Origin of the sequence: Streptococcus sanguinis, from assembly GCF_026781265.1 — a bacterium.
Taxonomy (GTDB): domain Bacteria; phylum Bacillota; class Bacilli; order Lactobacillales; family Streptococcaceae; genus Streptococcus; species Streptococcus sanguinis_T.
Map to the genome: position 1 here is coordinate 1 of NZ_JAKUVC010000008.1, position 23877 is coordinate 23877.

The following is a 23877-nucleotide window of genomic DNA, read 5'->3' on the forward strand; positions in this document are numbered from 1 at the left end:
CTTTATCAATTCCAGCTCACTGAGCGTTTCTCTTGTGAACCGAACTATCGGTTCCTCTCATTCTGGATCATAAGAGATAAAAATAAAATTTTTACATGACTAGTATAGCATATTTGCTGGAGCATGAAAAGAGGGAGCAGGTTCTTTTGGGGGATTTCTAGCATAAAGGATTAAATTCAAAGTTACTTTTTCATAAGTAATCCGTGATAGCGATTTGGCTTATTCATCATGAACTCTGTATTTAACGAACTATAGTTTTGAAGATAAATATTTAAGGTATTTTTCTGACTATTTATGAATGACTGAATCTGGTCGATTTAAGAGTGCCTCAGCAATATTAAATCTAAGTGATTTTAAGTTATAGCTATCCTGTCCCTCATCTAATACCAATACTTTTGTAGCAGTCGCAATATCTATCCGACTCGCAGTTTCTAAATCTAAAAAGAGAATATTACGCATCTTCATATTTGATAAACGATACTTATTCTCAATCTCTTGAATTTGATCAATCGTATCCACAATAATCATAAGCAGACGCTGATTTCCCTCTTTATCCTTTCCATCTTCAAATCGTGAATAATGAAGAAGTATATTATTCAGCTTCACTAAATCATTATCTTCACCCTCTGTAGTTACAAGAGGAAATAAATCAATAGACACCTTATTACCCAGTTTCCCTTTTACGCGAAACTGACCATTAAATCGAATACGTGGAACGTATCGCTTATATTTATGAGCTTCAGGTGTCATTAAATTATTATTTTCTTTTTTATTCTGCAACTCATTGATAATGCGTTTAGATTGCTCTGAAAGACCTGTATTTTCTATATTTGATTGTAAATTAGCATTCTCTCCTTTATCACAAAGAAAACCATCTATATATGAGTGGGATAGAAAGCCAATAAAATCATCTTTAACTCTGAAATGAAGGTAAGCATCTACAATTTTCCAATACCTAATAGGCGAATAAGTATCTTCTTGGCGTACCAAATTTTTCCACTTATGAGCTACTTCAGAAGATATAATACTATTAACTAATAGAACAGTTGTACCATGCCCATAGATGCCATAGCAATCACCTTCCAGATTTCCTTTTTCTGCTCCGAAAATTATTGGATCTCGTTTATACTTATATTGTCGAATCAGGTAAAATTTCAAAAGACGTTGGAGCGATCTTTCGACTCGACTAGCACTCACACCAGTTTCACGGATAATTTGTTGAAATTGGACATTGCGAAAAAGAGCAATGAATAACAAAATATGCTTATCTAAATCCGTTAACTGATTATATACAAGTAAACTGTCTGTTTCGGAGTATGTATACTCAATCAACAATTTATGCTGCTTTTTACTAACCTTCTTCTTACTCACACTTCTTCTATTTCTACTTGAAGAAGAGATGTGTTCGATAGCTTCCTCTGATATTGTTAAATAAAAAGGAAAAGGCGAAGGATGTTTAACTGGTTTTAATTCAAAATTTTCGTAGTAGTTTTTAGAAAATCTTGAAGCGCATGGAGCTATCAACTTACCTGTATTAGCATTTTTATAAAAGCCCAATCGCCTCAAAGGGGATTCAGACAAGCCATAATTTTTTCTAGGTTGCTGCCAATTAGGAGTAAAAAAATTTCTTTGAAAATTTGGCTGAAGGCTACTCCACAAATAATTTAAACCAATACGATTGTTATTGCTCATTCACATACCCACTTTCCTCTGTAAAATACAAAAACTAAAATCTCTCAAAAACTATATTATTTCTATATTATATCGCTATTTTTATAATTTGTGAATGAATTTATAGTAAAAAAGTCAGGAGGTTGACTTCCCCCTGACTAAGATAGATGAAATTTATTTTTGTTCTTGGCGGCGTTTAAAGAACATTAATGCCCCTAAGAGTAGCCCGCCTAAAATAGTTAAGATTGAAGAAGACTCTCCTGTCTCTGGTAATGTTACTTTTTGACCATCCTTATTCGTGATAGAATACGTACCATTAGCATTCTTAGTAGCTCCAAGATCTGCTAAGTTAACTTGAATACCGTCAGCCAAAGTTGCGACACCCGAATTAACACTTACAATAGAACTGCCATTCTTTAATTCTACAGGATTAGAAGGGGATACAAGGACAAAATTTTGTAATGCATTAGCCATTCCTTGGCCATCCGGATCTGTCGCTGAAGTTACATTTGCTGCAGGTTTAGATGTATTCTTCTTGCCAGATGTTGCAGATGAACTAGTAGAAGTAGTTGGCTTCTTTCCAGTTGATGATGACGAATTAGTTGGTGCTGTAGGATCTGCAACTACCGGCTTATCATTATCTTTTGGATTTGGCATAACTGGATCAGATGAATCAGCTGGTGTAGGAACCGGTGTAGGTGTAGGAGTTGGAACCACAGCCCCGTCATCAGAAACCGGAGGAATAACTGGAGTATTATCATTAGTACCTGTTGTTGGTGATGTAGCATTATCTGAAGAAGAAGCGTTAGTATCAGGCGTAGTAACTGGAGGGACTACAGGAACATCGTTAGATGTGCCAGTTCCAGATGATGGATCTGTTGGTTTTACTGTAACATTACCTGTTTCAGTACTAACCACAGGAGTATCGCTAGACGGTACTTGATCCGCTAGAACAGATGCTCCTCCCGCTGAAGTAAGAATAATCGCTGTCGCTGCTGTAGCAAATCTTAGAAAAGTTGATTTTGACATATAAGCTTATCTCCTTAAAGTTTTATACTACCATTGTAACTCAAATGACCCTAAAATGTAAATAGAAAACAAGAATATTAATATTTTTTATAACATATCCCTGGATATTGTAGAATTGTAAACCATTTTTCCTATTTGACATCTTGAATCAGAAGTTACTTCTCCGAAGTTGGACCTTCGGTTAAGAAGAAAACTAGGAGAAAACCTGATAGAAATGTCCCTACTAGCCCAAGTATCAAAACAGGAATAGCACTATCTTTTTGTAGAAAATATGTAGCAACAGCTGCTATAAACGTAACAATCAAATCTGAATATAACATTCGCATGATACATATAGATTGCTTTAACTCAAAGACACGCTTTGCATGAATTGCAGGTACCATACCTCTATAATCATCCTGAGAAATGACATATCTTGGGTTCAGTTTTTGCTCAATTAACTTTTGGTCTGCAAACAATTCAGTCTCGTAGATTATTTCGTCCGTTACCCCCTCCATATACCGAATCCTTCTATCTAGAAGCGCATCATAGTAGGAACTTATAAAGTCATAGTCTACATATTTGGGATTTATTCTTCTTTTTGATGACATTCCTAACTCCTTCTCCTATTTATTAAAACTAAATCGGTTTACTATGATTACTAACCAAAGCTAGCATCAACCTGGCCACCATGGTAAGAACCGAACTGGAGTTGTTTAGCATATATATTATAATTTCCTACAAAATAGCAATCGTCCTTCCCTCCTGATGTCAATTTACAGACAAACTGTATAACATCCGAATGTTTTGACTTAAATACTTCAACTCCCGAAGAATCGACTGAATAATTACCAAATTTGACAACAATCCAGAAACTCTGCATCATGCCAGATGTAGTCATTAGCATATGATTATCTGAATCTCCTTTTAATTGGTCAACCTGATCAATGCTTCTTACATAATTTTGAGCTGCAATTAGAGCATTTATAACATCCCCCTTCAAACTATCACTAGCTGGCTGATCAGAATATTCAAGTGTGCTCAATGCTTTCTGATGATTTTTTTGATTTTCAGTAAGTTCTTGAGTTTGTTCTGTTTTGCTAGCAGCTGAGGAAGACTTTTCTTCTGTTGATTGATTCGAAGACTGAATTATAGGAGTCTCTTTTTTATCATCACGTGTAAAAACGTAGACGGTTAGAGCTGCGATTCCTAAAAAAGCAACAATGCCTAATCCAAGAAACAGTTTTTTCCTTTTACGATTCATTTATTTTCCTTTCTCTGTATCTTAGAAAGATAACCTTTAGTCATTAAGCTATTAATTAGCATTAAATTTAGGGGTTTTATTATCCGGATAAGCAAACGTAGTAATTTCTGCCTTTTGTTGAGCAGGACTCCAAACACGATAGTTCCAAGTATATGGCTTTTTGAAGAAATCCCAACCACTCAGTGGTGTATTCTGCTCACAAATTAGGATAGAGCCATCTTCAAAAACATGACAAACAATTCCAGTATGCCCGTATCCGCCACCACCGTTCTGAGTTGCAAAAATAGCACCTTTTTTAGGAGTGTTTTTGACATTATTGCCAAAAACTACAGCCCAGGCATTAGCCATATCTTTACCGTTCCCCGATACTCCTCCAGTATGTCCCCAAATTTTATTAGCCATACTAATAGTGAGATTTACACATTGACCATCTAAAGATTGGCTCCCTGTCGTGTGCCAACCGGTAGAAGTCCCATATTCCATTCCAAGATTTTTGGGATCAATAGCGTATTGTTTCAAGCCAGAAGGTAGATTTGTCGGTAGATATCCCCATTCAGTTGCATCGGTAGGTATTGTACCACTCCCATCAGCTGAACCACCATCAGAGTCATTGCTGCAGTGATTATCAGCATCTCCGCCAGAGGTTCCTCCTTCTTCTCTTACCTTTTTAACATAATCTTCAAAGGAGATTTTCTTATCATTTATGTATTTGGCATTTTCTTTCCCTACATATCGATAGTGCCAGTCCTCATTACCTATACCAGTACTTGATTTAAACTCTTCTTTAAAATGGCGTATAAAACCATAATCTGCTGCAATTTTTTCAAGTGCTGCACTATCTTCTGCACTCATTTGATTCAAGGAATTAACCGTAGAAATATCAATCGCTAGACCAGTTTGATGCTCAGATGCCCCAGCTGGTTGAGAATACTCTTGCGTATATTTTTCTGCTTCTTCATAAGAAATACCTCGCTCAGACATCTCAGTACGGACATAGCCATCATAAAGTCCCCTTTGAGTCTCTACACTTCGATAGCCCGAAATCAAATGAAATGCCGGATTAATTTCCTGAGCTTTTGCTAGAAATTGCTGAGTAGCACTTGCAATCCGACTATCCACCTCAATATTTTCCACTGTAGATAGTTGTGGATTCATCTCAGGTTTCTTATTATCACGATTCACTAAGACTAATTCCCAACTGTCTGCTGATGCTCCACTAGGTAGATCTGATTGTTTTTTTGGCTTTGAATTTCCTCCATCAGTCTTCGTTTGAGAGGTATTAGATGCCGCAGCTTCCTTATAGGGTGAATTCCCATGTTTAGCAATCGCTTCTTTATCTAGCCACTCAAACTTCTTACCAAAGCTATTGTACATTTCCACCAATTTAGTTTTATAGGTTGGATCTGTTGCCCAGCCACCATCTGCAATAGCACTTAAAGTTGACACCCCATCCGTATTATTTATGGCACCCGTATAGAGAGTCTGGTGTGCCATAAATTCAGCTTTTCCGACTATACCCGCGTCATAACTTGAAAACCATGCATAAGCTCCACCAGTCCCATCTCCAACATTTGCTCCAGGTTTTGAGCCGGTCAAGTCTACACTTTGATCTCCATAAGTCGCAAGCGTGACTGGAAAATCACTTTTCCTAGAAGTTTTTACTCCTCCCATATTATGCGCCTGCCAAAAGGAAGTACCATTCGGATTAGTAAAGTTGAAACCATTCTCAATCATCGTTTGAGTGATGGATGCTGAAGGCAAGAAACCTCCGGCTTTCCAAGAATTAATATAAGCTTCTTTATGCTCTTTTATAAAATCCTCTACAGAAGCATAGGCTCCAACTTGGCTGTCATTTGTAGTCCCACCACCTGTACTAAGAGACGAATCGTCTGAACCACAACGAGAAGACATACTCGACGACGTATTCCCGACAATAAAAGCTATAATGATTAAAATAATCAATAAAGCTAACAATACGGGAACTAGAGCTACTGCGATTTTTGCAAAAAGTAAAGCTTTCAACTTCTTTTTTGCCGCATCCTTAGCCATGTCTTTTAAGTTCATGAAGCCTCCTTTCTATCTATAATCGGGACAAAAGAAACAGTACAAATGAAATCACAACTAAAGCAACGAGTGTAACAGCCAATTTTCTAAGAAAAGCATCATTACGTATGCTTTGCTGCTTCTGAAGCCAATGATTATCCTTATCTTCATAATAACTCTTTTGTAAAGACACACGATCTTGATAATCTTCTTTAAGTTGATCAAATTGAGATTGATAGTAGGTTCTTGTCCTAGTCACCCAACTATTAGCTATCCTCTTTTCCTGCTCAACCTCTTCCTCATCAAGACTACCATAATAACTCTCATAATAATCTTGATAGTCATCTTCTTCATCATAATAAAAGGTTTCTTCCAACTCTTCTTGAGGAAAAACTTCGGAGTCTTGAGTCTGTTCTTTCAATTCATCTTCTGTCATTACTTGATTCTCCTTTGTGGCAGAAGCCGTCCTTTCTGTGGCGCAATATAGAGCTCATCTTTTACAGTTGTCGTTCCCAATAGTCCTTTAATTTTAAAGACTCTTGTAAGACTTCGTTCTGGGAGATTGGTTCTATAATCTTTTGACTTTGTATCAATATCCTTAATTAACTTAAAATCGGAAAGATCAATTAAAGCTAATAGACGATAAGCTGATTGGTATTGCTTATACTTATTTTTATTCGCTAAGCGTTGTTTGTAAAGAGGAGAAAATTCCTCTGAAAACATAGCTACAATACTAACAACATGCTGGCGATGTTTCTTTTCCATCCGGTAAATAACATAAGCCATGATAATGAACAATCCTGCAGTTATGCCATATTCAGTAGTAACAATTGATGGCAAGAAACCAATTGCCCAAGCCAGAGCTGCCCGATCCCTCCTACCACGCAAAACTTGATAAATAGCAGTTAAGCCTCCAAATAATAAATAAGGAGAAAATGCAAGAGCTGCCATAAACATCCCATGTTTTAATATCATTGTATAATAATGAAGGCTATAACTCATAAGAGCGCCCGCACCCGATGCCATTATACCAGCGAAAGCGAACAAGCGTAAAATTTTTAGTCCTTTGGTTCCATATAAGAAAGAGCTTACGTAGAGCGAAATACTCATTAATATTCCCACTGTATACTCCTTTCTATTTCAGACTAGCATAGCGCTCTTCTTCTGAGTAAATCATTCCCCAGACATCTACATCATCATATGATGCAAGCTGTTGAGTAAACATTAGATTTTTATAACTAGCAATATTGAGGAAGAAATTACCACGACGCAAATATTTCAACCCCTCTAGCTCTGAAGGAGTCATTTCACCTCTAAGTGCATTCGCCAAAAGAGGCAAGGTCAACTCATCAACCTGAGCAAAGAGACGGTAACGGAAAGACGCAAACACCTTCCGAGTTGCCAAAACATAAGGATCTGCTGTAGTCGTATTACTTGACAGCAAAATATTTTGCAAATCTGACATTTCCATAATCACAGCCGCATAGTTAGAACTAATTTTGTTAATCATGCGTGAAAGAAAATCCAAAGATTTAGAAAATTCTTGGTTAAAGAGTTTCTCTGCACCTGTAACTGTGATAATACAGTGCTGCATTTGATCTTTTTCCAACTCAGTTCCTTCAGCAACTTCCTGATTATTCTTTTTCCCATTATTAACAGCATACGAAGTAACCAAACTTAGAACCTGGTAGAGCTGAATGTTAAGCAACGTTTGATCCTCAATACCAGACAAATCAAATGTTACAACAGCTTCTTCAGACAGATCCTCAAATACAGATGTTTCATCCAGAAAACGATAGTCATTAAATAAAGACATAAAAGCATCACGCAGACGCTTATAGCTTTTCGCCTTGTCATCCTCACCCTGTCTTTGCGCGGTAGTATACTCCGTATTAAGAGCCTCCACTAGGGTTTTTAAGGTCGGATAATCTTCGGGCACAACATCTGTCGTATGCAGCTGGCCTTCAGCAGCTAAACTCTCCGCCTTCGGAGACCATAAACCTAATTGCGTATAGAGTTCGTTGATAGTAGTTCCCAAATCATTAAGGTCTGATTCCGAAAGAGCAGGATTTTTAATTTGAGCAAACGCTTTAAGCTTTTCTCGATGATCACGGAATGATTCAATTTGATCGTCCTCAAATCCGTCATCTGTTGTTTTTGTCGGGATAACTTCCATCATATTAAGATGATTTTCATTGTGATCGCCATACATTTTAATATGCTTACCACCCTGAATCTCTGTCAGCTTACCAAGAATTCCGTTAAGATCAATATTAAAAATACGATGGCCTTTTGCAAACAAGGCATCAAGATATTTTCCAAGAAATTTATCTTTATCAGTTCTATCCCGACCAGCAATTAGCATGGTTGGGGTATTTCGCAAATCATCTTCCTGCAGCAAATCAAAATTGACCGCTCCACCTGTTCGTGTCTCACCTAGATAAACACCATGCGGATCCATCAATGCCGTGTGATTAAAAGGATAACCTGCTCCTAAGTCAAGAACTGAAACAGCTTGACCTCTACGACGAGTCATCATCCCACTTTGACGACTAGCGGGAACGAAAGCCGAGTGAAATTCGATATCTTGCATTCCATCATTCGCAGATATGTTGAATTGGGAGAGTTGCGCTTTAATATTTTTTTCATTCGTACGCAAATCATTTTCCGTATCACCTGTAATATGGAAACTAGACCAAATGAGTTTAGTAGGAATATTGTTCCCCAATCGAGCTCGAAACTCTAATAGCGATTGGATGCGTGCCTGGTCATCTACATCATCAGTTGTTTTTCTATTTTCTGTAACCAGCATATTTGAAATTGCAGCTGTAGCTTTTTCACTCAATTCCTGATTAGAACCATGTTGGATGGCTACAAAAGAATTGACATCCTCTAACAACATCAAGTCTCCCATCCAGAAATCACGTAAGCCAGATTCTGGATAACGATCATAAGGAATATGTAAAACTTTATGATAGCCATCTCCTTGCTTCCAGTAGCTATCATTTTCTTTAAAATTTAAATTTCCGCTAGGCTGGATTCGACTAATAAAGTTTAAATCGTAACCCTTTTGAATATATTTTTTTACTCGGCGTTTTGTCAGCATAGCCATAAACACTTAACTCCTTCTATACTACTTCGTTGTAATTATAATATTGTTTCAAGATTTGCTCTTTTTTCTCAACGGATACAAAGTGTGGAGTAAAGGAAAAGCTAGCTTCTTGAGCTGTTCGAACATTATTCTCAAGCTCTTCCAAAGAATCACCAAATATCCAAATAAAGAACTCTGTGTTATACTGCCTATCTGCCACAACTTCCTGTTTGATGATGTTTTGCACCATTATATCATGGCGCTGATTTAATTGGAGCCGTTTTCTATCATCACTATCATCTAATAAGCTAAGTTCATGTCGAACTTGATTCAAAACCCTGATTAAATCTTCTATCTGTTTACGAGTATTGGTCGGTAATGTGGTCGTTTGAAGTCCAAAATCAAAAGGAGTACCTGCTAGCCATTGGGTATATCCAGCAATAACTTGAGCTCGTTCGTTGTCAGACAAAGAAGCAACATCATTACCATAGACTTCCATAATCTGCAAATAAGCGGAGTAGCCATTTGCTAGTTCGATTGGCTGGTTACGAACACTGTGCAAAATCCTCTTGACATCAATTTGCTCAACAGTCGACAGAAATTCTTTCTTTTCCCAATCTTTATCTGGCTCATAATGGAATGCTTGCTGTTCATCGTCAAAGTTTAACTGAGCAGTCCTAGGTTGATTAGCTTCTGGTGCTATTTTCCCTTTTTTCTTTCGCTTCTTTTTCTTCTCATTAGTTTCATTTAGAACATCATTGATTCCCATAGACTCGACTCCTTATTCTTTATAATCTTACTCTCTATTATATCGTATTTTGTAATTTTTTGTAGAGTAGGACATCAAGAAACTCCTTTATAAGTATTTTCTAACAGACATATTGAAATATTCATCCAAATTTGCTATAGTCAGAGTAACTCAAAAATCTTCTTTTCGCTAGAAAGGGAATGTCCATGACAATTTTAACTCAATATTTCTACTTTTACTGGGAGCATCCGATTTTACTATTATTTTTATTAATAGGCTGGCAATTTCTTACAGCTCTCATATTTTGGATTCTATCTCACTTTAATACAGTAGTAACTAATGGTTTGTATGCAGGATTATCCATGATGGGGGCAGGAATTTCGGCGCTCGAAAAAAAATATAATCCTAAGTCGCATGAACATTTATACCAACCAATAATCCTAATCGCTCAAGATATTGGTATACTTTTGTTCCTTTTAATCTTTTTCTTCGCATTCTCCTCTATTGTTGTTAAAATCTTCCTTTTTGTCGCATCCGTTCTAAACTTTGTCATGAATCTACTACCGACTGTTCTAATGTTTGGAGTTGGTGGAATCATTCTGTTTATTTTGTTTTGGGTGGCTGTAGCACTTTTTATTGGAGGATTATAATAAAGGCAGAGACAATGTGTCTCTGCCTTTATTTTATTAACATTCAAATGCTTTACTTAATAACCGGAATAGCTTCTCCCGTCTTGTAGTTAATCTTCGCATTCTTCGAAACATTCAGGAGTGTAACGTGACCTTTTATGCCATCATATGTTGCCTTACCAGGATCTTTTAGATCAACTTTGATTTGGTTTCCATCTGGATCATATGCTGTCCAAAACAGAGTTATACTGCGTGGAAATAGTTCCTTATTTCCATAATTTGGTCTTACAAAATAATCCAATGAATAACCTGGATGTTCTTTCAACCATTCATTTAAAGCAGTCTCATAAAATAGGAGACTATAAGGATTATCTGGATTGGTTTCCTTATCTGACATCGTACCATTCTTTAGATAGTATGTCATTGGTACAACTTGATCGTAATCCGCCTCTACTCCTGTAAAGTCATAAGGAATCAAGGGAGATTTAAGCATCAAGGCAGATTCTTTAACCTTCCCATTTTCATCCTTATATTTGAAGGTATAGTCATGATAACCTTTTACATCAAAAGTAATTTTTCCATTAGAAGACTTTGAGGGTTGATCAGCAGAGGTCAATAAAATCTGATTGTAATTCGGGCGTCCATAGGAATCTACACCATTACTATACAATCTAGAACCACCAGTAAAGTTCAACGCTTCATAATACCCTTCTGTTTCTCCGACTTGATCGTCCTTCGGAGCCTCTTCAAATGAACCGTCATCCTTAGGGGTACTGGACGATGAACTAGAGGACTCACTAGTTTTAGATGTTTGCGTGGACTGAGATGAAGCCTGTTCTTCTTTTGTTTTTTGACCACATCCAAAGATGAAAACTAAGGCCAGACTCAAGCTGACAATGAGACGAATTGATGTGCTTTTTTTTCCTTGATATTCCAAGATGCTTCCTCCTTTTGAAAAGAAATTCTACTCATAAGAGTATTATACTAAAAAAGAATTCAGATTTAAAGAAACTACGCCAAACTTTTCTAAACTATGAAATGTTTGATGAAGCATATTCAATTCTTATTTATCTTCAAAACTATAGTTCGTTAAATACAGAGTTCATGATGAATAAGCCAAATCGCTATCACGGATTACTTATGAAAAAGTAACTTTGAATTTAAGGCTTTATGCTAGAAATCCCCCAAAAAAACCTGCTCCCTCTTTTCATGCTCCACCAAATATGCTATACTAGTCATGTAAAAATTTTATTTTTATCTCTTATGATCCAGAATGAGAGGAACCGATAGTTCGGTTCAAAAGAAAAACGCTCAGTGAGCTGGAATTGATAAAGCATTGTCTTTATTTTAACACTGACGGGTCCCTTTCATCCACTTTATCATTTATTGATAGAGAAACATCTACCGGTCGGATTAGATGAAAGCAGCCTCTAGGAGGGAAAAGACCGCGCGGTAACCTAAAAAAGGAATGAAACACACTTGAAAAAGCCTGTTGTGTCATCACGATTCAGAGAAGTCTGAAATCCGTGGCAACAGGGAGTCTTGATTGATAAGAAAAGATCAATTGGGGCTGTTTTTCAGTGTGGTTTTTTTATATTTAGGGAACTGTTACGTTTGGGTCGTGCCTATCTTGCGGAAGAGCAGGCTATGCGCGACTGTTAGCAAACACCGAATTTGAAGGGACACGACGGTTCTGAACAATTCGGGGAAAGGATGTAAGCGGCGTAAGCTGCTTATTTTTTATATGTCCAGCAATGGAAAGGAGGAAAAGAGATACCCATCACTGTTAAGCCGATTTGATGTTAGCAGTGGTTACTTTCAGTAAGAGTTTGGGCTCGTCCCTGCTTCTACTGTAGTGGAAGTAAGGAGGATATCGAATCAAGATAGAAGATTGCCATGGCAATCACCCCTACTTCCTTTCGAGTGTTGATTGTAAGTCTTAAAGACTGAGATTAGCACATCCTAACGAAAGGAGGAAATACATATGAAAAATCCAATATTGGATATCATTCTTGATGTTATCAAGCCAGTTTTGTCATATATTTGTTATAAATTGATTGACAATTGGTTTGAAACTTTCAAAGGTCGCAAAAAACCTGCGAAAAAAACGCGTCGTCATAAAAAGCGTCGCCGCAAATAACCCTTTGTTCACAATAAAAGAACATAAAAAAGCCCTTATCTATTGCCGTAGATAAGGGCTTTGGGATTAAACAACAAATGAATAATCCAATATTGGAACTTTATTGTATCTTATTTTTTCCCTTTTGTCAACTATCTTCACTAATACAACGCCTAGCACATCAAAAGAACGGCGCGAAAAAACGCGTCGTCGTAAAAATCGTCGCCGCAATAACCCTTTGTTCACAATAAAAGAACATAAAAAAGCCCTTATCTAGTACCATAGATAAGGGCTTTGGGTTTAGATTTATGACAAATCTTTATTCTGGAGACACTATTATACCTTATTTTTCCTCTTTTATCAACCATTTATATATACCAAGGAGTAGAATTACATTCCAACTTTCCATAGAAAATGTTGTTTATTCCATACTCTTTCAAGACACATTTCACCCCTATTTTTAATACCTTTGCTACTTTATATAATTAGGCTTTAAAGCATCCATTCTATTATCATAAAAAGAGAAGATCAGATCGATCTTCTCTAAATATTAGATAGCAATAGCAAGCTACAATTGTATGTACCTATTACTCTCATCCAAATGCTTTACTTAATAACCGGAATAGCTTCTCCCGTCTTGTAGTTAATCTTCGCATTCTTCGAAACATTCAGGAGTGTAACGTGACCTTTTATGCCATCATATGTTGCCTTCCCAGGATCTTTTAGATCAACTTTGATTTGGTTTCCATCTGGATCATATGCTGTCCAAAACAGAGTTATACTGCGTGGAAATAGTTCTGCACCTTTATACTCAGGAGTAACAAAATAATCCAATGAATAACCTGGATGTTCTTTCAACCATTCATTTAAAGCAGTTTCATAAAATAGGAGACTATAAGGATTATCTGGATTGGTTTCCTTATCTGACATCGTACCATTCTTTAGATAGTATGTCATTGGTACAACTTGATCGTAATCCGCCTCTACTCCTGTAAAGCTATAAGGAATCAGAGGAGATTTAAGCATCAAGGCAGATTTTTTAACTTTCCCATTTTCATCCTTATATTTGAAGGTATAGTCATGATAACCTAGTACATCAAATGTAATTTTTTCATTAGGGGACTTTGAGGGCTGATCAGCAGAAGTTAGTAGAATTTGACAGTAAGTAGGACGATTTTTTGAGCCCAACTCAGCAGTATATAAGCGAGATCCACCCGTAAAGTTCAACGCCTCGTAATATATATCTGTTTCTCCGACTTGATCGTCCTTCGGAGCCTCTTCAAAGGAACCGTCATCCTTAGGGGTGCTAGAAGATGAACTAGAGGACTCACTAGTTTTAGATGTTTGCATGGACTGAGATGAAGCCTGTTCTTCTTTTGTTTTTTGACCACATCCAAAGATGAAAACTAAGGCCAGACTCAAGCTGACAATGAGACGAATTGATGTGCTAATTTTTCCTTGATATTCCAAGATGCTTCCTCCTTTTGAAAAGAAATTTTACTCATAAGAGTATTATACTAAAAAAGAATTCAGATTTAAAGTTTAGCTCACATATTTTTTATGCATCAAGATATTGTAAACTAGTCTTCTTAAACGAATCAGAGAACTCTTTCATCTATTTTAACAGTAGATTGGTTCAGCTTAGTGTGACTAATAACTAAAAATGAATTCTTAGAGAATTAAAAGTACCTAGTTCAATTTTGAAACTAGGTACTAAGATTATCTATCTAATGTTAAAAACTAGACATGTTTAAATATAGTATCTTACAAGTTAAAGATTCTTATTTTTCGAATTGCGTCCGTTTATTTGCTTAGGACTAGGTTTAGGTCGGCGTCTCGAAGACTTATTCGATTCAGAAAAACTTCGTCCAGGTGGTCGTTTAGTTGGTTGCAAATCTTGGGCTTCCGAAAGATTCGCTTCTTTTTCTTCCTTGCGGAAATTAGTTGTAAATCGAGCACCCTGTTCTTTGCCCTTATCAAAGTTATCTTTAGCACCTTTTGCAACATAGTCTATACCTTGTTTAGCCTTACTGAAAGCTGGTCTATAAGTTGAGTTAGCAACAGTATTGCCAAATGCACTTAGAGCACCGCCAGATTTTGCACCTTGGCCCATTCCTGCAGCTACTCCAATACCACCAGTAACTGCTCTGCCGCTACCAACTATCGCTCTGCCGCTACCCTTCAGTGCCTTTCCGCCAAAATCTCTAGCTTTAGATAAAGCAGAATTTTTATTACCAATTAGACCTCCTTGACGTTGACCTTGCGAGTTCTTTTTACCAAGAACCGCATTAGTACCAGCACGCCTAATACGATTAGCTGCATAGGCTGCACCTGCCGCCTGCATCATGCCCGTCTTAGCACCGGTCGGAATTCCTAACCAGTTTTCGATAGCGCGTGATCCTTGCGAAGCTGCAATAAAGACGCCAATATAGAGAGCAATAGAAGCAATAGATTTTTCAAAGAAACCTAATCCTTCAAAAAATGTACTAAAACCTTCTATCTTTACTGAACCAGCTGTTGTTAGGAACCACATGCCGTATTTAACAACAAGAATTTCAAACCAGATTCCAGCAATCCCTGCAAAAATCGACTGCAGGAGTTCTAAAAATTTAGAAGAATCTTCTACCGCAGTATAACCTACAATAGGAGCTACTACGGTGGACAAGACTACTCTGAAAATTGTCTGAATTGTATTCAGTAGAAGCCCAATTAAAAGCAGAATCAACATAATCTGCTGAATATAGAGTGCTAGCCAATTAACCCGATATCTAAGATAGGACTTGATTTTCAAGTTGTTTTCAACTTCCCAAAAAGCTTTTGTCTTATACCCCTTAACATCCACCAACTTAGGATTCCCATTTTCATCGTATTCAAAAGAAACTAGAGCAGAGTGGAAAATAGCAGGCAAACCATAATAATTTACATTTTTATCGCTATTCTCAGCAAAATATTTCAATGTATCTTTATCTGTTGCACCATATGAACTTGTAAAATCAAGAGAATATATATTACTATCATCGATTTTATTAAGTTCAACACCCTTCCCTAATTTAGATGTATCAATATAGCCGTTATCTCCATCACTACGACCAAGTTTTGAAATATCAAAATTATTCTCTACTAACTGCATAATATCGGTCACGTTATCCCGTAATGGTTGAGCAGACATAGATATATTTTTTTTGGCTTCTCTTTCGTTTGATGTTTTTAGAAGATTGTTACTAGCATCTGCCCATAGAGTAGAAAAAGAAATCAGTGCCTGAGGAAGGACCGCAACAGCTGCAGTCACTATAATCATGTGATTAATGAACTCCTTATATTTAAAAGGGGTGCCCATCCAAGACATAACGATACGAGAAACTACAAAGAATGCAAAGACTATCACACCGAATGCCCGCAGCCAAGAATAGACATCAGCAATAAAGCTATCTCCTTGCAATAAGTTGAAAAAACCAAAGAGGGAAAATACTTTTTCGAAAACACTCTCTAATGCATGAGAAAAATAATAAAAAGTTTTAGCAAACCATCCGGGTATCATATACAATGGAGTCAATATATCATAGACAGGAGCTAGATAGACACTCCATTGTTTCAGAAATGAACCAAGAATTTCAGCCTTTTTCTCATTAATTTCATATGTAGCATCAGGAGTATTAGCACCACTCCCCTCTAAAAGCGGAACCGGTATTCCACCTTTATTATTATCTAATGTTTCAGCCATCTCTTTTAGATTTGACCAAAACTTATTTTGAAATTCAGAACCCAAAGTTAGTCACCTCCTAACCATTGTTCTCTGCGGAAGCATTACCTCCATTGTTGTTAGCTTCTGCTCCTTGATCAGAGTTTTCAGCTTTGCTCTCTTTTTCACCAGTATTAGACTTGGCTGGACCAAAGTTCTTGGTGATAGGCTCTGCTGTGATGACCCAACCATAGTCAGCAGAGTTTTTCTCAACACAGTCAAAGGTTACCTGCTTGGTAGTAGCCCGTTCCTCTGCATCCTTAAAGGTAATGACATAGGTCATAGTATAGGTCTTTCCATCATCACTCAGCTTGACATTCTTTAGTATCGTACTTAGGATAGTCGCAGACTCAGGCTGAGTATAACGAGCGTCTCCATCAGACAGAAAAGGCTTCAAGCTATCTTTATTTCCTGCATAATAATAAGTCAAAAAATAACGTCCAAAAACATCAGCTTCATGCTCATGCTCCTGAAGAGTTCGGGCGGCTTTCAACTCTGAGTTGAGATATAGGAGCTGCTCCCTTTGCGTCTTGAGCTGTCCGGCGGCCACCATTCCGATAATTAGACCAATAGCACCCACCAATACTCCGATAGCAGCAATAGCCAAGGTGAGTTTGTCTCTCTTCACAGGTTCCTCATATTCGTCGTAATAACTTGCTTTCTTAGCCATTTGGCTATGCGTTGAGTCTGTAGCTATTGAGCGTTGTTGCTCTACCTGCTGTACACGAGGCAATGCACCTCTAATCGTACCAGCAGCAGGGAATTGAGGGATCTGAGCTTGAGATAGACCTAGACTACGCCCATAAAGACTGAATAAGTTATTTTCAATTCCAGTAAAATACCTAGCTAAATCATCATAGCTATATTGTTGGAAACGTTCATCACGAAACGTAGCTTCAACCAAAGGAATAACTAAATTACTATACTGTTGATCGATAATAAACGGTCTGACAACTGGCTGATCATCTGTAGAAGGCCGACCAGTTAGTTTATTATTTTTAACCTGTGAGGCCAAAGCAACGCCTTCTAGTTGAAAATAACCAAAGGCAGATTTAATTCCTCTAAACAGCATTTCTGCTTGTAGAAATGTTAAAAAGGGAAGTGAATTCTTGATATTATTTTTGGTATTGGGAAAATACTCCATATCCAAATCTTCAATTAGTTCACGTAATGTACTGTTATTTTCAGGAGTGGCTCGAATCTCCCATTCGATATAAAGAAAGAGGGGGTCTGGAATTGAGACCTTCCTCTTCCCCTTATATCCAAACACCTGTTCAGACATATAAATTGTTTCCTTCCTAGGATTAACCAAAGAGTGAGGTTACCCACGTTACGATAGACACAGCGCCAGAGATAACTGCAATCCCTCCTACAACCCAAGGAAGCCATGACATTGCTTTTCGTTTACCTGCATCTCCAAACATGAAGAACACACCGATAATAACAAGCATTGCAATCGCAATAATACTTGAAATATTCCGAATAGAATCCGTTGCAGTCCTTGTAGCGTCACCCACTTTACTAAACGGATCTGCCCCCTTATTATTTGCAAATACAGGTGAACTCTGCAAAGCAAGAGCAACTACAACCGCTGCAGAAGACCATGCTTGTACCGCGCGCTTCTTGAACGCGCCAGCTTTTTCTTTTACTAATGTAAATTCTTTCATCTTAGAAACTCCTTTATAAAAAAAATGTCTACAGTAATATTCTATCCGTATCCGGACGATTTGTAAAGTCTATCGGGACTATAATTTTTTATTTTCAGCTAATTTTCAATTTTTTCAAGGCGTATGTCAACAGCTCGTCTGTCCACTACAGAATATCTTCCATGCCCATCTGATGTTTCCCTAGGAGCTGTCCCATGCAAAACAACAATAGCTTTAAGAACTTCATCTCGGGAACGCTGAATATAGTATAGCTGATCTGAAATGGGATCTGTTAGAACTGTTTCAATGGCTCGTGCTAAAGGCCGTGCACCATTTAATTCGTCTGTTCCAATATTTTTAAGATAATTATAGATTCCTTCTCGATTCTCATTTCCCTGATCATCTTGATATTCTACAATTATATTATGATATTTTTCCCATTCAGCTTCTTTTTTCCGAATACGGCTATTGGTGATCTCATGAATAACATCCTCCAAGAGCATATTCATAACCACAATCGCATTCCAGCGGTTAATCATTTCAGGAGCAAATTCCAATGATAAATCTTTATGAAGATTTTCCATAAAGGCTTTATTTTCTTGTTGACTGAGGTTACCAAATCCACCAGATAATCTAAATTTATCTCGAATTGTTTGATGCCCTGCGTTCGTTGTGCCTATAATGATACATTCTTTAAAGTTTATCAGCCGACCTGTTGCATCTTTCAAGCGTCCTGCATCCAAAACCCCTAACAAGAGGTTGTGAACAGTTCTGTCGGCCTTCTCCAATTCATCTAAAAGGATAACAGAATAAGGTTTAATTTTAGCAAACTCTGTCAAGTCACCCTTTTTCCCACTTGTACGATCACCAATCAATGCATCATTGGCTTTCTCACCAGTATATTCTGACATATCCAAACGAAGAAAGGCGCTCTCATCTCCAAAATAAACTCTAGCTACCTGCTTAGCTAGCTCTGTTTTCCCCGTACCTGTTGTTCCCATAAAAAGAATGGAAGACGGTTTTTCCGACTCTTTCATTCCCGTAGCAGACTTTCTCAATATTTGACAAACTTGCTTCACAGCATGATCTTGTCCCTTGACTACTTTTTTTATCTCTTTTTCATAGTCAACTGGTTCATTGCGCGAAATACGCAAAATAGTCTCTATAGGTATTCCTTTCTTCTCATGGATGAGCTGAGCTATATCTAAGACTGTGACCTTACTACGTCCTTCATAGTATGCTGCAGACCCAGCCTCATCAATTAAGTCAATCGCCTTATCAGGTAACTGTTTATCTGCCATATAACGAATCGAAAAATCTACTGATGCTTCGAGTGCTTCCTGATCATAAGTAATTTTGTGTAACTTTTCGTTTCGTTTTTTGACTTTTTCTATAATTCCTACAGCTTCATCCCTTGATGGTTCGTCAACATAGACAGGATTGAGACGCCGTTCCATTGCAGCATCTTTCTCAATAATCGTAAACTCATTATAGGTCGTTGCAGAGATAAAATAAATTTCTCCACGAGCTAGTGCAGGCTTTAAAGCATTTCCAATATCTAGCGCTCCATTCGCACCAGAACCCATAATTGTATGAACCTCATCAATAAAAAGAATATTATCTTTCTTGTATAATGATAACTCTTCTACGATATGCTTTAAACGAGACAGAGCATTTTCTCCATCTTTTTCATTAAGAATGGAACTAACTTCCAAAGATCGAATTCGGATATTTTTGAATTCGTCTGGAATACGAACATGATTTTTCCCTTCTCTAGCAAGGGCTATCTCCGCACAAATACCCTCCACAATTGCAGATTTACCAACCCCTGCATCTCCAATAAGGGATGGTGAGTTCTTGCGAGTATTCAATAAGATTTTGAAAACTTTGGAAATCTGTTCTTCCCGTCCATAGGCGATATAATTTTGGACATTTTTCTTTACTTTTTCTGTGAAATCAGTCGTAAATTCATCTGTGTAGGGAGTTTTAGATTGAGCTCTGACAGCAGAGCTCTGTTGTTCATTGCTCACTTACTTATAACCTCCGCATTCTTTTACGCCGCTTATGAAATTCCTTCGGATCAGGATAAGCATTGCGATCTATTGATATATATCTTTTTTTACGCTTTACATGAAAATAGACAATGGCCATCGCATTCGTTCCACCTGCCTGTGAAGGTAAGACCAAAAAGAAGGCTAGGCTCGTCATCAAAATGAGACATAAAATGAATTGAATTGGCTGATCTACAGGAAATACACTTCCTGACAGCTGCAATCCCATAATAAAAGTCATTGCTACAAAGCCAGCTTTCAACAGCGGTATGCCATAATACTTTACTTGCTGGTACAATCCACGAGGCATTCCCCAAGACATGTTTGTTGTTTCTTGCTGTTTTTCATCCATCTACACTTTATCCTCCTCTATTATCCTATTTTTACAACAATATTCATAAGTGCCCTCTATGCCATTAGAGTTTCTTATTCTATTTCTTTTTTAATTGATTGGACAGGTGCATTAAACTCATAGCTACCATCTTTAATCTGATTGATATTACTTTCTAATTTTGTAACAAGGGAGTTCAGTGTATTAATGTTATCCTTAGCCTGTTCAATTTTTCTGGCCTTACTATCCATATCTTTTTGAACATCTTCAACATTCTCTTGGTTCTCATCTAATTTACTTCCAACTAGATATTGTCCTTCTCGCTGCAACTGCTCCACAGTAGCTTTATCTTCTTCAATGCTATTAGTTAAATCATCAATAGCTTTCTCTAGATTTTTCACTTGATCTTTTTGGAATTTTAACTCGTCACCAAAAGCCTTGAGAGCAAAATTTTCCCTTGAAAGGTTCTCCAATTGAGAATACTTCAATTTCCCATTTTGGTGAGTAATATAAAAGTCTACATAATCTGTCGTTTCTTGTTGATCTAGTTCCTTCTCTTTTTTCTTCTCCTTATAATCTTCATAGTCCTGAATGCTTACATCCACATCTGAATTCGAAACAGTTGTATTCGCTATCCGTACAATCATGACTCCATAATCTTTGGGAACATTTCGAACAATGACATCTATCTTGTTGTCCGTAAGAGGCACAACCTCCATCTGTGTCTTTTGAGCATCTACACCCGGTGGAGTAAACAGTTGCCATTCCAGATTATTTGCATTGATTCCCTTTTGAATAGCAGCAGTATAGTCTGTCGTTTCAAATTCAAAAACCATAATGCCATTACTTTTTGAATAAGTTTGACTAACCAGCTCAACTCTTCCAGTTCCATTGCCAAACTCTTGCTTTGTTTCCAACTGCTCCTTTGAAAATGTTTCACGAGCCGGTGAGTAAATTCCACCTAAAATCAAACCAATTATAGGGAGCAACAAAGCGTAAAATATCAAAGTTTTTCTTAATAACACTTTTCTTGACAAGTATTTTACAAGCCTATTTTGAGTGAAAAACTTTCCTACATTTTCAAAAAATGTATCGACATTCCCTTTTTTATCTAGATCATCTAGATCTTCATATTGATTGAAGTTATTCGCCATTCGATCCTCCCTATTAACTCACTTATTCTATTTTACCTGTTTCTAGATAAAATGTGTAGTCTAAGACTAGAAAATCAGCATAATTTTTCGAAAACATCTTAGAATACATACGTTTTTTAGTGCTCTTATTACAACGAATACATAAATAAAATGATTTTCATTTATACTACTAATATATATAAATAGCTTACCTCGCTAACATCTCTCTTAATAGTTCAGAATCGTTACAGACATAAAAATTCAATGCTTGCTAGCAGAAATCCGACTTATTTGACATCTGAGCATCTATCTTACATTTGAAATATCTTCATTGAATCGTCATAACTAAAACAAAATAGAAAGACTATTATTCTAAATAGTTAAATAAAAAAGCCTATTCTATAAAAATAGGCCCCAATATACTATCTAACAATCATTATCATCCAGAAGATTTTTAGTTTCTTTCTTGACATCATCTAGAAGGGATGTTTCAGGTAAATCTTCCTGAGCATTAATATCTAGCCAATTTCTATTGAACCACTTCATAAAATACCGTAAGGACTTTATAACATCATATATAATCACCAATGTTAGAACTCCTAAAGGTATTAAAGATAAATTCTTAAATATAGAACCAAGTTGAGTAAAATAAGAAATCAGGACTGCAGGCTTATTCAGAAGCAAAGCTACTAGAAATAAGCAGGGAGTCCAAAAATTGATGAGCTCTTGGCCAATGTCAAAAACGATCTGATCAATCTCCCCCCAAAAATGGTTATCTTCATTTTTAGTAAAGAAACGTCCTTTTATATCTCTACAAATTATCAAAATCAGAAACACAGTAAGAACAACTGCAAGTACCTGTAAAAGATACATCGAAAACCGTCCTATAAGTTGCAAAAGAACATCTTTCGTAAATTCAGTAAACCCTAAAAAAAAGAGAGCTAATCCTACAATTGGTAGAAGATGTAGGAAAATCTCCTGTCTACTTTTTGATTTTTTATGTGTTTCCTGATAGTTTTCTCCTGAACGATTCATCTAGTCCATCTCCTACACATAGTCAGTAAAATAATTTATATTCTATCATTATATCACATTCATTTTCAGAAGCAAATGGATAACAGAAACTTATGAAAGGAAGTAGTAAATACCCTCTATTCGTCAGTTAAACAACTCCCTTTAATTTATAAAAGATGAGCTAATCTAACTAGTAGTATAAATTTAAGAAAATCCTTTTTTATAAAAAACAAACAAAATATTATAGGCGTTTCGTTGTCAATATTTCTCAATACACAGAATGTAACTATATCAGAAGCAACTTTTTTAGTATATAGTCTAGTTATCTGAGTAAGTAGAAAATCACTATATTAGATCTTATTTTTATCATAAAACTTTTCACAAAAACAAAAAGCTCATTCTTATAATAAGAATGAGCTTTTTGTTTTTGTCTTCTCAAGCAAGGAAAGCTAATTGAATTAGCCCTCTAGAAGCTGCTTGGTCTCACTCTTGATATCATCAAGAAAAGAGACGTCGTCCAGATCCTTCTGAGCATTGATATCAAGATAATTTTTGTAAAAAATCTTGATAAAATAGCTCAAAGCGACCAAACTATCCCAAAAGATAGCACTAGTCAAGACTCCAAGTGGGAGAAAAGACAAGTTGGTCGTGATAGATCCTAGCTGGCTGAAGTAGTGCACTATGTCAGCACTTGGATGACTCAGAACTGCCAGAAGCAGAACAGTAGGCACTCCGTAACTAACAAACTTCAGTGTTAGTTTTCGCACAGCTTGTGTCAGCTTCTTCAGAGAACGCTTGCGCTGTCCTTTGAAATGAATCCGACGTTCAACCTGCCAAGCAACTTCCAGCATAGCTGTCAGTACCAAGATGAGTGTCAGTCCTTGAGACACGAGGGTCAAACCGTCAAGCGGAATGATAATCTCGAGCTCGAGACCTAGTTTCTTCAACAACTCTGGAACCATATCCTTGATACTATGAGACATAAAGCCTAGTCCAAAGACAAACCAGATAGCTGCGACTGCTATGTGAATCTTCTTCAGCTTCGTCTTTGCCAGAAGCTGCTTTCCGAGCTCTGCAATTTTTTGGATGTTGATCATGTGTTTTCCTCCTAGAAATAAGAAGCCTTGCTCCCTATTACTCGTATCTATGTAGAGCTATGTAGCTCAAACTGAAAGCGATCACTACTTAAATAGTGGTTATCTAAAAGTAGCAACTAATCGACTTATTTTCCTCCTTTCCATTGCTGGACATATAAAAAATAAGCAGCTTACGCCGCTTACATCCTTTCCCCGAATTGTTCAGAACCGTCGTGTTCCTTCAAATTCGGTGTTTGCTAACAGTCGCGCATAGCCTGCTCTTCCGCAAGATAGGCACGACCCAAACGTAACAG

General features: G+C 37.0%; 21 protein-coding genes and 1 pseudogene. 2 read left to right on the top strand and 20 right to left on the bottom strand.

Translation table 11 applies throughout. The features are described 5' to 3' along the window. Positions 1-288: 288 nt before the first annotated feature. From MK370_RS09035 to MK370_RS09085, 10 genes and pseudogenes are all read right to left on the bottom strand, one after another. The gene (locus MK370_RS09035) at positions 289-1692 is read right to left on the bottom strand and encodes a hypothetical protein (protein WP_268685002.1); all 1404 of its coding nucleotides are present in this window, start codon (positions 1690-1692) and stop codon (positions 289-291) included. Positions 1693-1845: 153 nt separating this feature from the next. Then, entirely contained in the window at positions 1846-2700 is an 855-nt protein-coding gene (locus MK370_RS09040) for an LPXTG cell wall anchor domain-containing protein (protein WP_268685003.1), read from the bottom strand. 155 nt (positions 2701-2855) lie between these two features. Next, a complete protein-coding gene (locus tag MK370_RS09045) occupies positions 2856-3290 on the bottom strand; it encodes a hypothetical protein (RefSeq protein WP_268685004.1) in 435 nt (144 codons plus the stop codon). Positions 3291-3340: 50 nt separating this feature from the next. Continuing rightward, positions 3341-3943, bottom strand: coding sequence for a hypothetical protein (locus MK370_RS09050; RefSeq protein ID WP_268685005.1), 603 nt, complete (start codon positions 3941-3943; stop codon positions 3341-3343). 51 nt (positions 3944-3994) lie between these two features. Then, the gene (locus MK370_RS11370; protein WP_419153001.1) at positions 3995-5098 is read right to left on the bottom strand and encodes a D-alanyl-D-alanine carboxypeptidase family protein; all 1104 of its coding nucleotides are present in this window, start codon (positions 5096-5098) and stop codon (positions 3995-3997) included. Between the two features lie 45 nt (positions 5099-5143). Then, positions 5144-5965, bottom strand: a pseudogene (locus MK370_RS09065) (glucosaminidase domain-containing protein); the annotation flags it as partial. Between the two features lie 58 nt (positions 5966-6023). Continuing rightward, complete coding sequence (locus tag MK370_RS09070) at positions 6024-6422, bottom strand: hypothetical protein (protein WP_268685006.1); 399 nt, start codon at positions 6420-6422, stop codon at positions 6024-6026. Continuing rightward, positions 6422-7108 (bottom strand): hypothetical protein, encoded by a 687-nt coding sequence (locus MK370_RS09075; protein WP_268685007.1) that lies wholly within the window; start codon positions 7106-7108, stop codon positions 6422-6424. The genes MK370_RS09070 and MK370_RS09075 overlap by 1 nt, the downstream gene beginning before the upstream one ends. Before the next feature lie 13 nt (positions 7109-7121). Beyond that, the gene (locus tag MK370_RS09080) at positions 7122-9098 is read right to left on the bottom strand and encodes a hypothetical protein (protein ID WP_268685008.1); all 1977 of its coding nucleotides are present in this window, start codon (positions 9096-9098) and stop codon (positions 7122-7124) included. 16 nt (positions 9099-9114) lie between these two features. Continuing rightward, positions 9115-9846, bottom strand: coding sequence for a hypothetical protein (locus MK370_RS09085; protein ID WP_268685009.1), 732 nt, complete (start codon positions 9844-9846; stop codon positions 9115-9117). Between the two features lie 185 nt (positions 9847-10031). Here MK370_RS09085 and MK370_RS09090 point away from each other — a divergent pair, with 185 nt between their 5' ends. Then, positions 10032-10475: a hypothetical protein gene (locus MK370_RS09090; RefSeq protein WP_268685010.1), complete on the top strand. Its 444-nt coding sequence runs from the start codon at positions 10032-10034 to the stop codon at positions 10473-10475. A 52-nt stretch (positions 10476-10527) separates the two neighbouring features. Here MK370_RS09090 and MK370_RS09095 read toward each other — a convergent pair whose 3' ends face one another. Continuing rightward, a complete protein-coding gene (locus MK370_RS09095; protein WP_268685011.1) occupies positions 10528-11391 on the bottom strand; it encodes a streptodornase in 864 nt (287 codons plus the stop codon). A gap of 1047 nt (positions 11392-12438) precedes the next feature. Between MK370_RS09095 and MK370_RS09100 the strand changes: the two genes are divergently transcribed. After that, positions 12439-12594: a hypothetical protein gene (locus tag MK370_RS09100; RefSeq protein WP_268685012.1), complete on the top strand. Its 156-nt coding sequence runs from the start codon at positions 12439-12441 to the stop codon at positions 12592-12594. Between the two features lie 585 nt (positions 12595-13179). On the opposite strand, the gene MK370_RS09105 is transcribed toward MK370_RS09100, so the two are convergent. The 9 genes from MK370_RS09105 to MK370_RS09145 form a co-directional block, all read right to left on the bottom strand. Next, on the bottom strand, positions 13180-14043 hold the full coding sequence (locus MK370_RS09105; RefSeq protein ID WP_268685013.1) for a streptodornase: 864 nt from the start codon (positions 14041-14043) through the stop codon (positions 13180-13182). Positions 14044-14344: 301 nt separating this feature from the next. Continuing rightward, complete coding sequence (locus MK370_RS09110) at positions 14345-16339, bottom strand: pLS20_p028 family conjugation system transmembrane protein (RefSeq protein WP_268685014.1); 1995 nt, start codon at positions 16337-16339, stop codon at positions 14345-14347. Positions 16340-16352: 13 nt separating this feature from the next. Further along, positions 16353-17594, bottom strand: a complete 1242-nt coding sequence (locus tag MK370_RS09115; protein WP_268685015.1) for a hypothetical protein — start codon at positions 17592-17594, stop codon at positions 16353-16355. Between the two features lie 22 nt (positions 17595-17616). Then, the gene (locus tag MK370_RS09120) at positions 17617-17979 is read right to left on the bottom strand and encodes a TrbC/VirB2 family protein (RefSeq protein ID WP_268685016.1); all 363 of its coding nucleotides are present in this window, start codon (positions 17977-17979) and stop codon (positions 17617-17619) included. A gap of 98 nt (positions 17980-18077) precedes the next feature. Next, on the bottom strand, positions 18078-19988 hold the full coding sequence (locus MK370_RS09125; protein WP_268685017.1) for an AAA family ATPase: 1911 nt from the start codon (positions 19986-19988) through the stop codon (positions 18078-18080). A gap of 4 nt (positions 19989-19992) precedes the next feature. Then, entirely contained in the window at positions 19993-20361 is a 369-nt protein-coding gene (locus tag MK370_RS09130; RefSeq protein WP_268685018.1) for a hypothetical protein, read from the bottom strand. Positions 20362-20435: 74 nt separating this feature from the next. Next, entirely contained in the window at positions 20436-21494 is a 1059-nt protein-coding gene (locus tag MK370_RS09135) for a hypothetical protein (RefSeq protein WP_268685019.1), read from the bottom strand. Between the two features lie 405 nt (positions 21495-21899). Then, entirely contained in the window at positions 21900-22508 is a 609-nt protein-coding gene (locus MK370_RS09140; protein WP_268685020.1) for a hypothetical protein, read from the bottom strand. A 437-nt stretch (positions 22509-22945) separates the two neighbouring features. After that, on the bottom strand, positions 22946-23584 hold the full coding sequence (locus MK370_RS09145) for a hypothetical protein (protein ID WP_268685021.1): 639 nt from the start codon (positions 23582-23584) through the stop codon (positions 22946-22948). Positions 23585-23877: the final 293 nt, after the last annotated feature.

Bases quoted from the DNA above. Each gene is read 5' to 3' on its own strand.
- MK370_RS09035 (WP_268685002.1), bottom strand. From the start codon at position 1,692: ATGAGCAATAACAATCGTATTGGTTTAAATTATTTGTGGAGTAGCCTT.
- MK370_RS09040 (WP_268685003.1), bottom strand. From the start codon at position 2,700: ATGTCAAAATCAACTTTTCTAAGATTTGCTACAGCAGCGACAGCGATT.
- MK370_RS09045 (WP_268685004.1), bottom strand. From the start codon at position 3,290: ATGTCATCAAAAAGAAGAATAAATCCCAAATATGTAGACTATGACTTT.
- MK370_RS09050 (WP_268685005.1), bottom strand. From the start codon at position 3,943: ATGAATCGTAAAAGGAAAAAACTGTTTCTTGGATTAGGCATTGTTGCT.
- MK370_RS11370 (WP_419153001.1), bottom strand. From the start codon at position 5,098: ATGAATCCACAACTATCTACAGTGGAAAATATTGAGGTGGATAGTCGG.
- MK370_RS09070 (WP_268685006.1), bottom strand. From the start codon at position 6,422: ATGACAGAAGATGAATTGAAAGAACAGACTCAAGACTCCGAAGTTTTT.
- MK370_RS09080 (WP_268685008.1), bottom strand. From the start codon at position 9,098: ATGGCTATGCTGACAAAACGCCGAGTAAAAAAATATATTCAAAAGGGT.
- MK370_RS09085 (WP_268685009.1), bottom strand. From the start codon at position 9,846: ATGGGAATCAATGATGTTCTAAATGAAACTAATGAGAAGAAAAAGAAG.
- MK370_RS09090 (WP_268685010.1), top strand. From the start codon at position 10,032: ATGACAATTTTAACTCAATATTTCTACTTTTACTGGGAGCATCCGATT.
- MK370_RS09100 (WP_268685012.1), top strand. From the start codon at position 12,439: ATGAAAAATCCAATATTGGATATCATTCTTGATGTTATCAAGCCAGTT.
- MK370_RS09115 (WP_268685015.1), bottom strand. From the start codon at position 17,594: ATGTCTGAACAGGTGTTTGGATATAAGGGGAAGAGGAAGGTCTCAATT.
- MK370_RS09120 (WP_268685016.1), bottom strand. From the start codon at position 17,979: ATGAAAGAATTTACATTAGTAAAAGAAAAAGCTGGCGCGTTCAAGAAG.
- MK370_RS09130 (WP_268685018.1), bottom strand. From the start codon at position 20,361: ATGGATGAAAAACAGCAAGAAACAACAAACATGTCTTGGGGAATGCCT.
- MK370_RS09135 (WP_268685019.1), bottom strand. From the start codon at position 21,494: ATGGCGAATAACTTCAATCAATATGAAGATCTAGATGATCTAGATAAA.
- MK370_RS09140 (WP_268685020.1), bottom strand. From the start codon at position 22,508: ATGAATCGTTCAGGAGAAAACTATCAGGAAACACATAAAAAATCAAAA.
- MK370_RS09145 (WP_268685021.1), bottom strand. From the start codon at position 23,584: ATGATCAACATCCAAAAAATTGCAGAGCTCGGAAAGCAGCTTCTGGCA.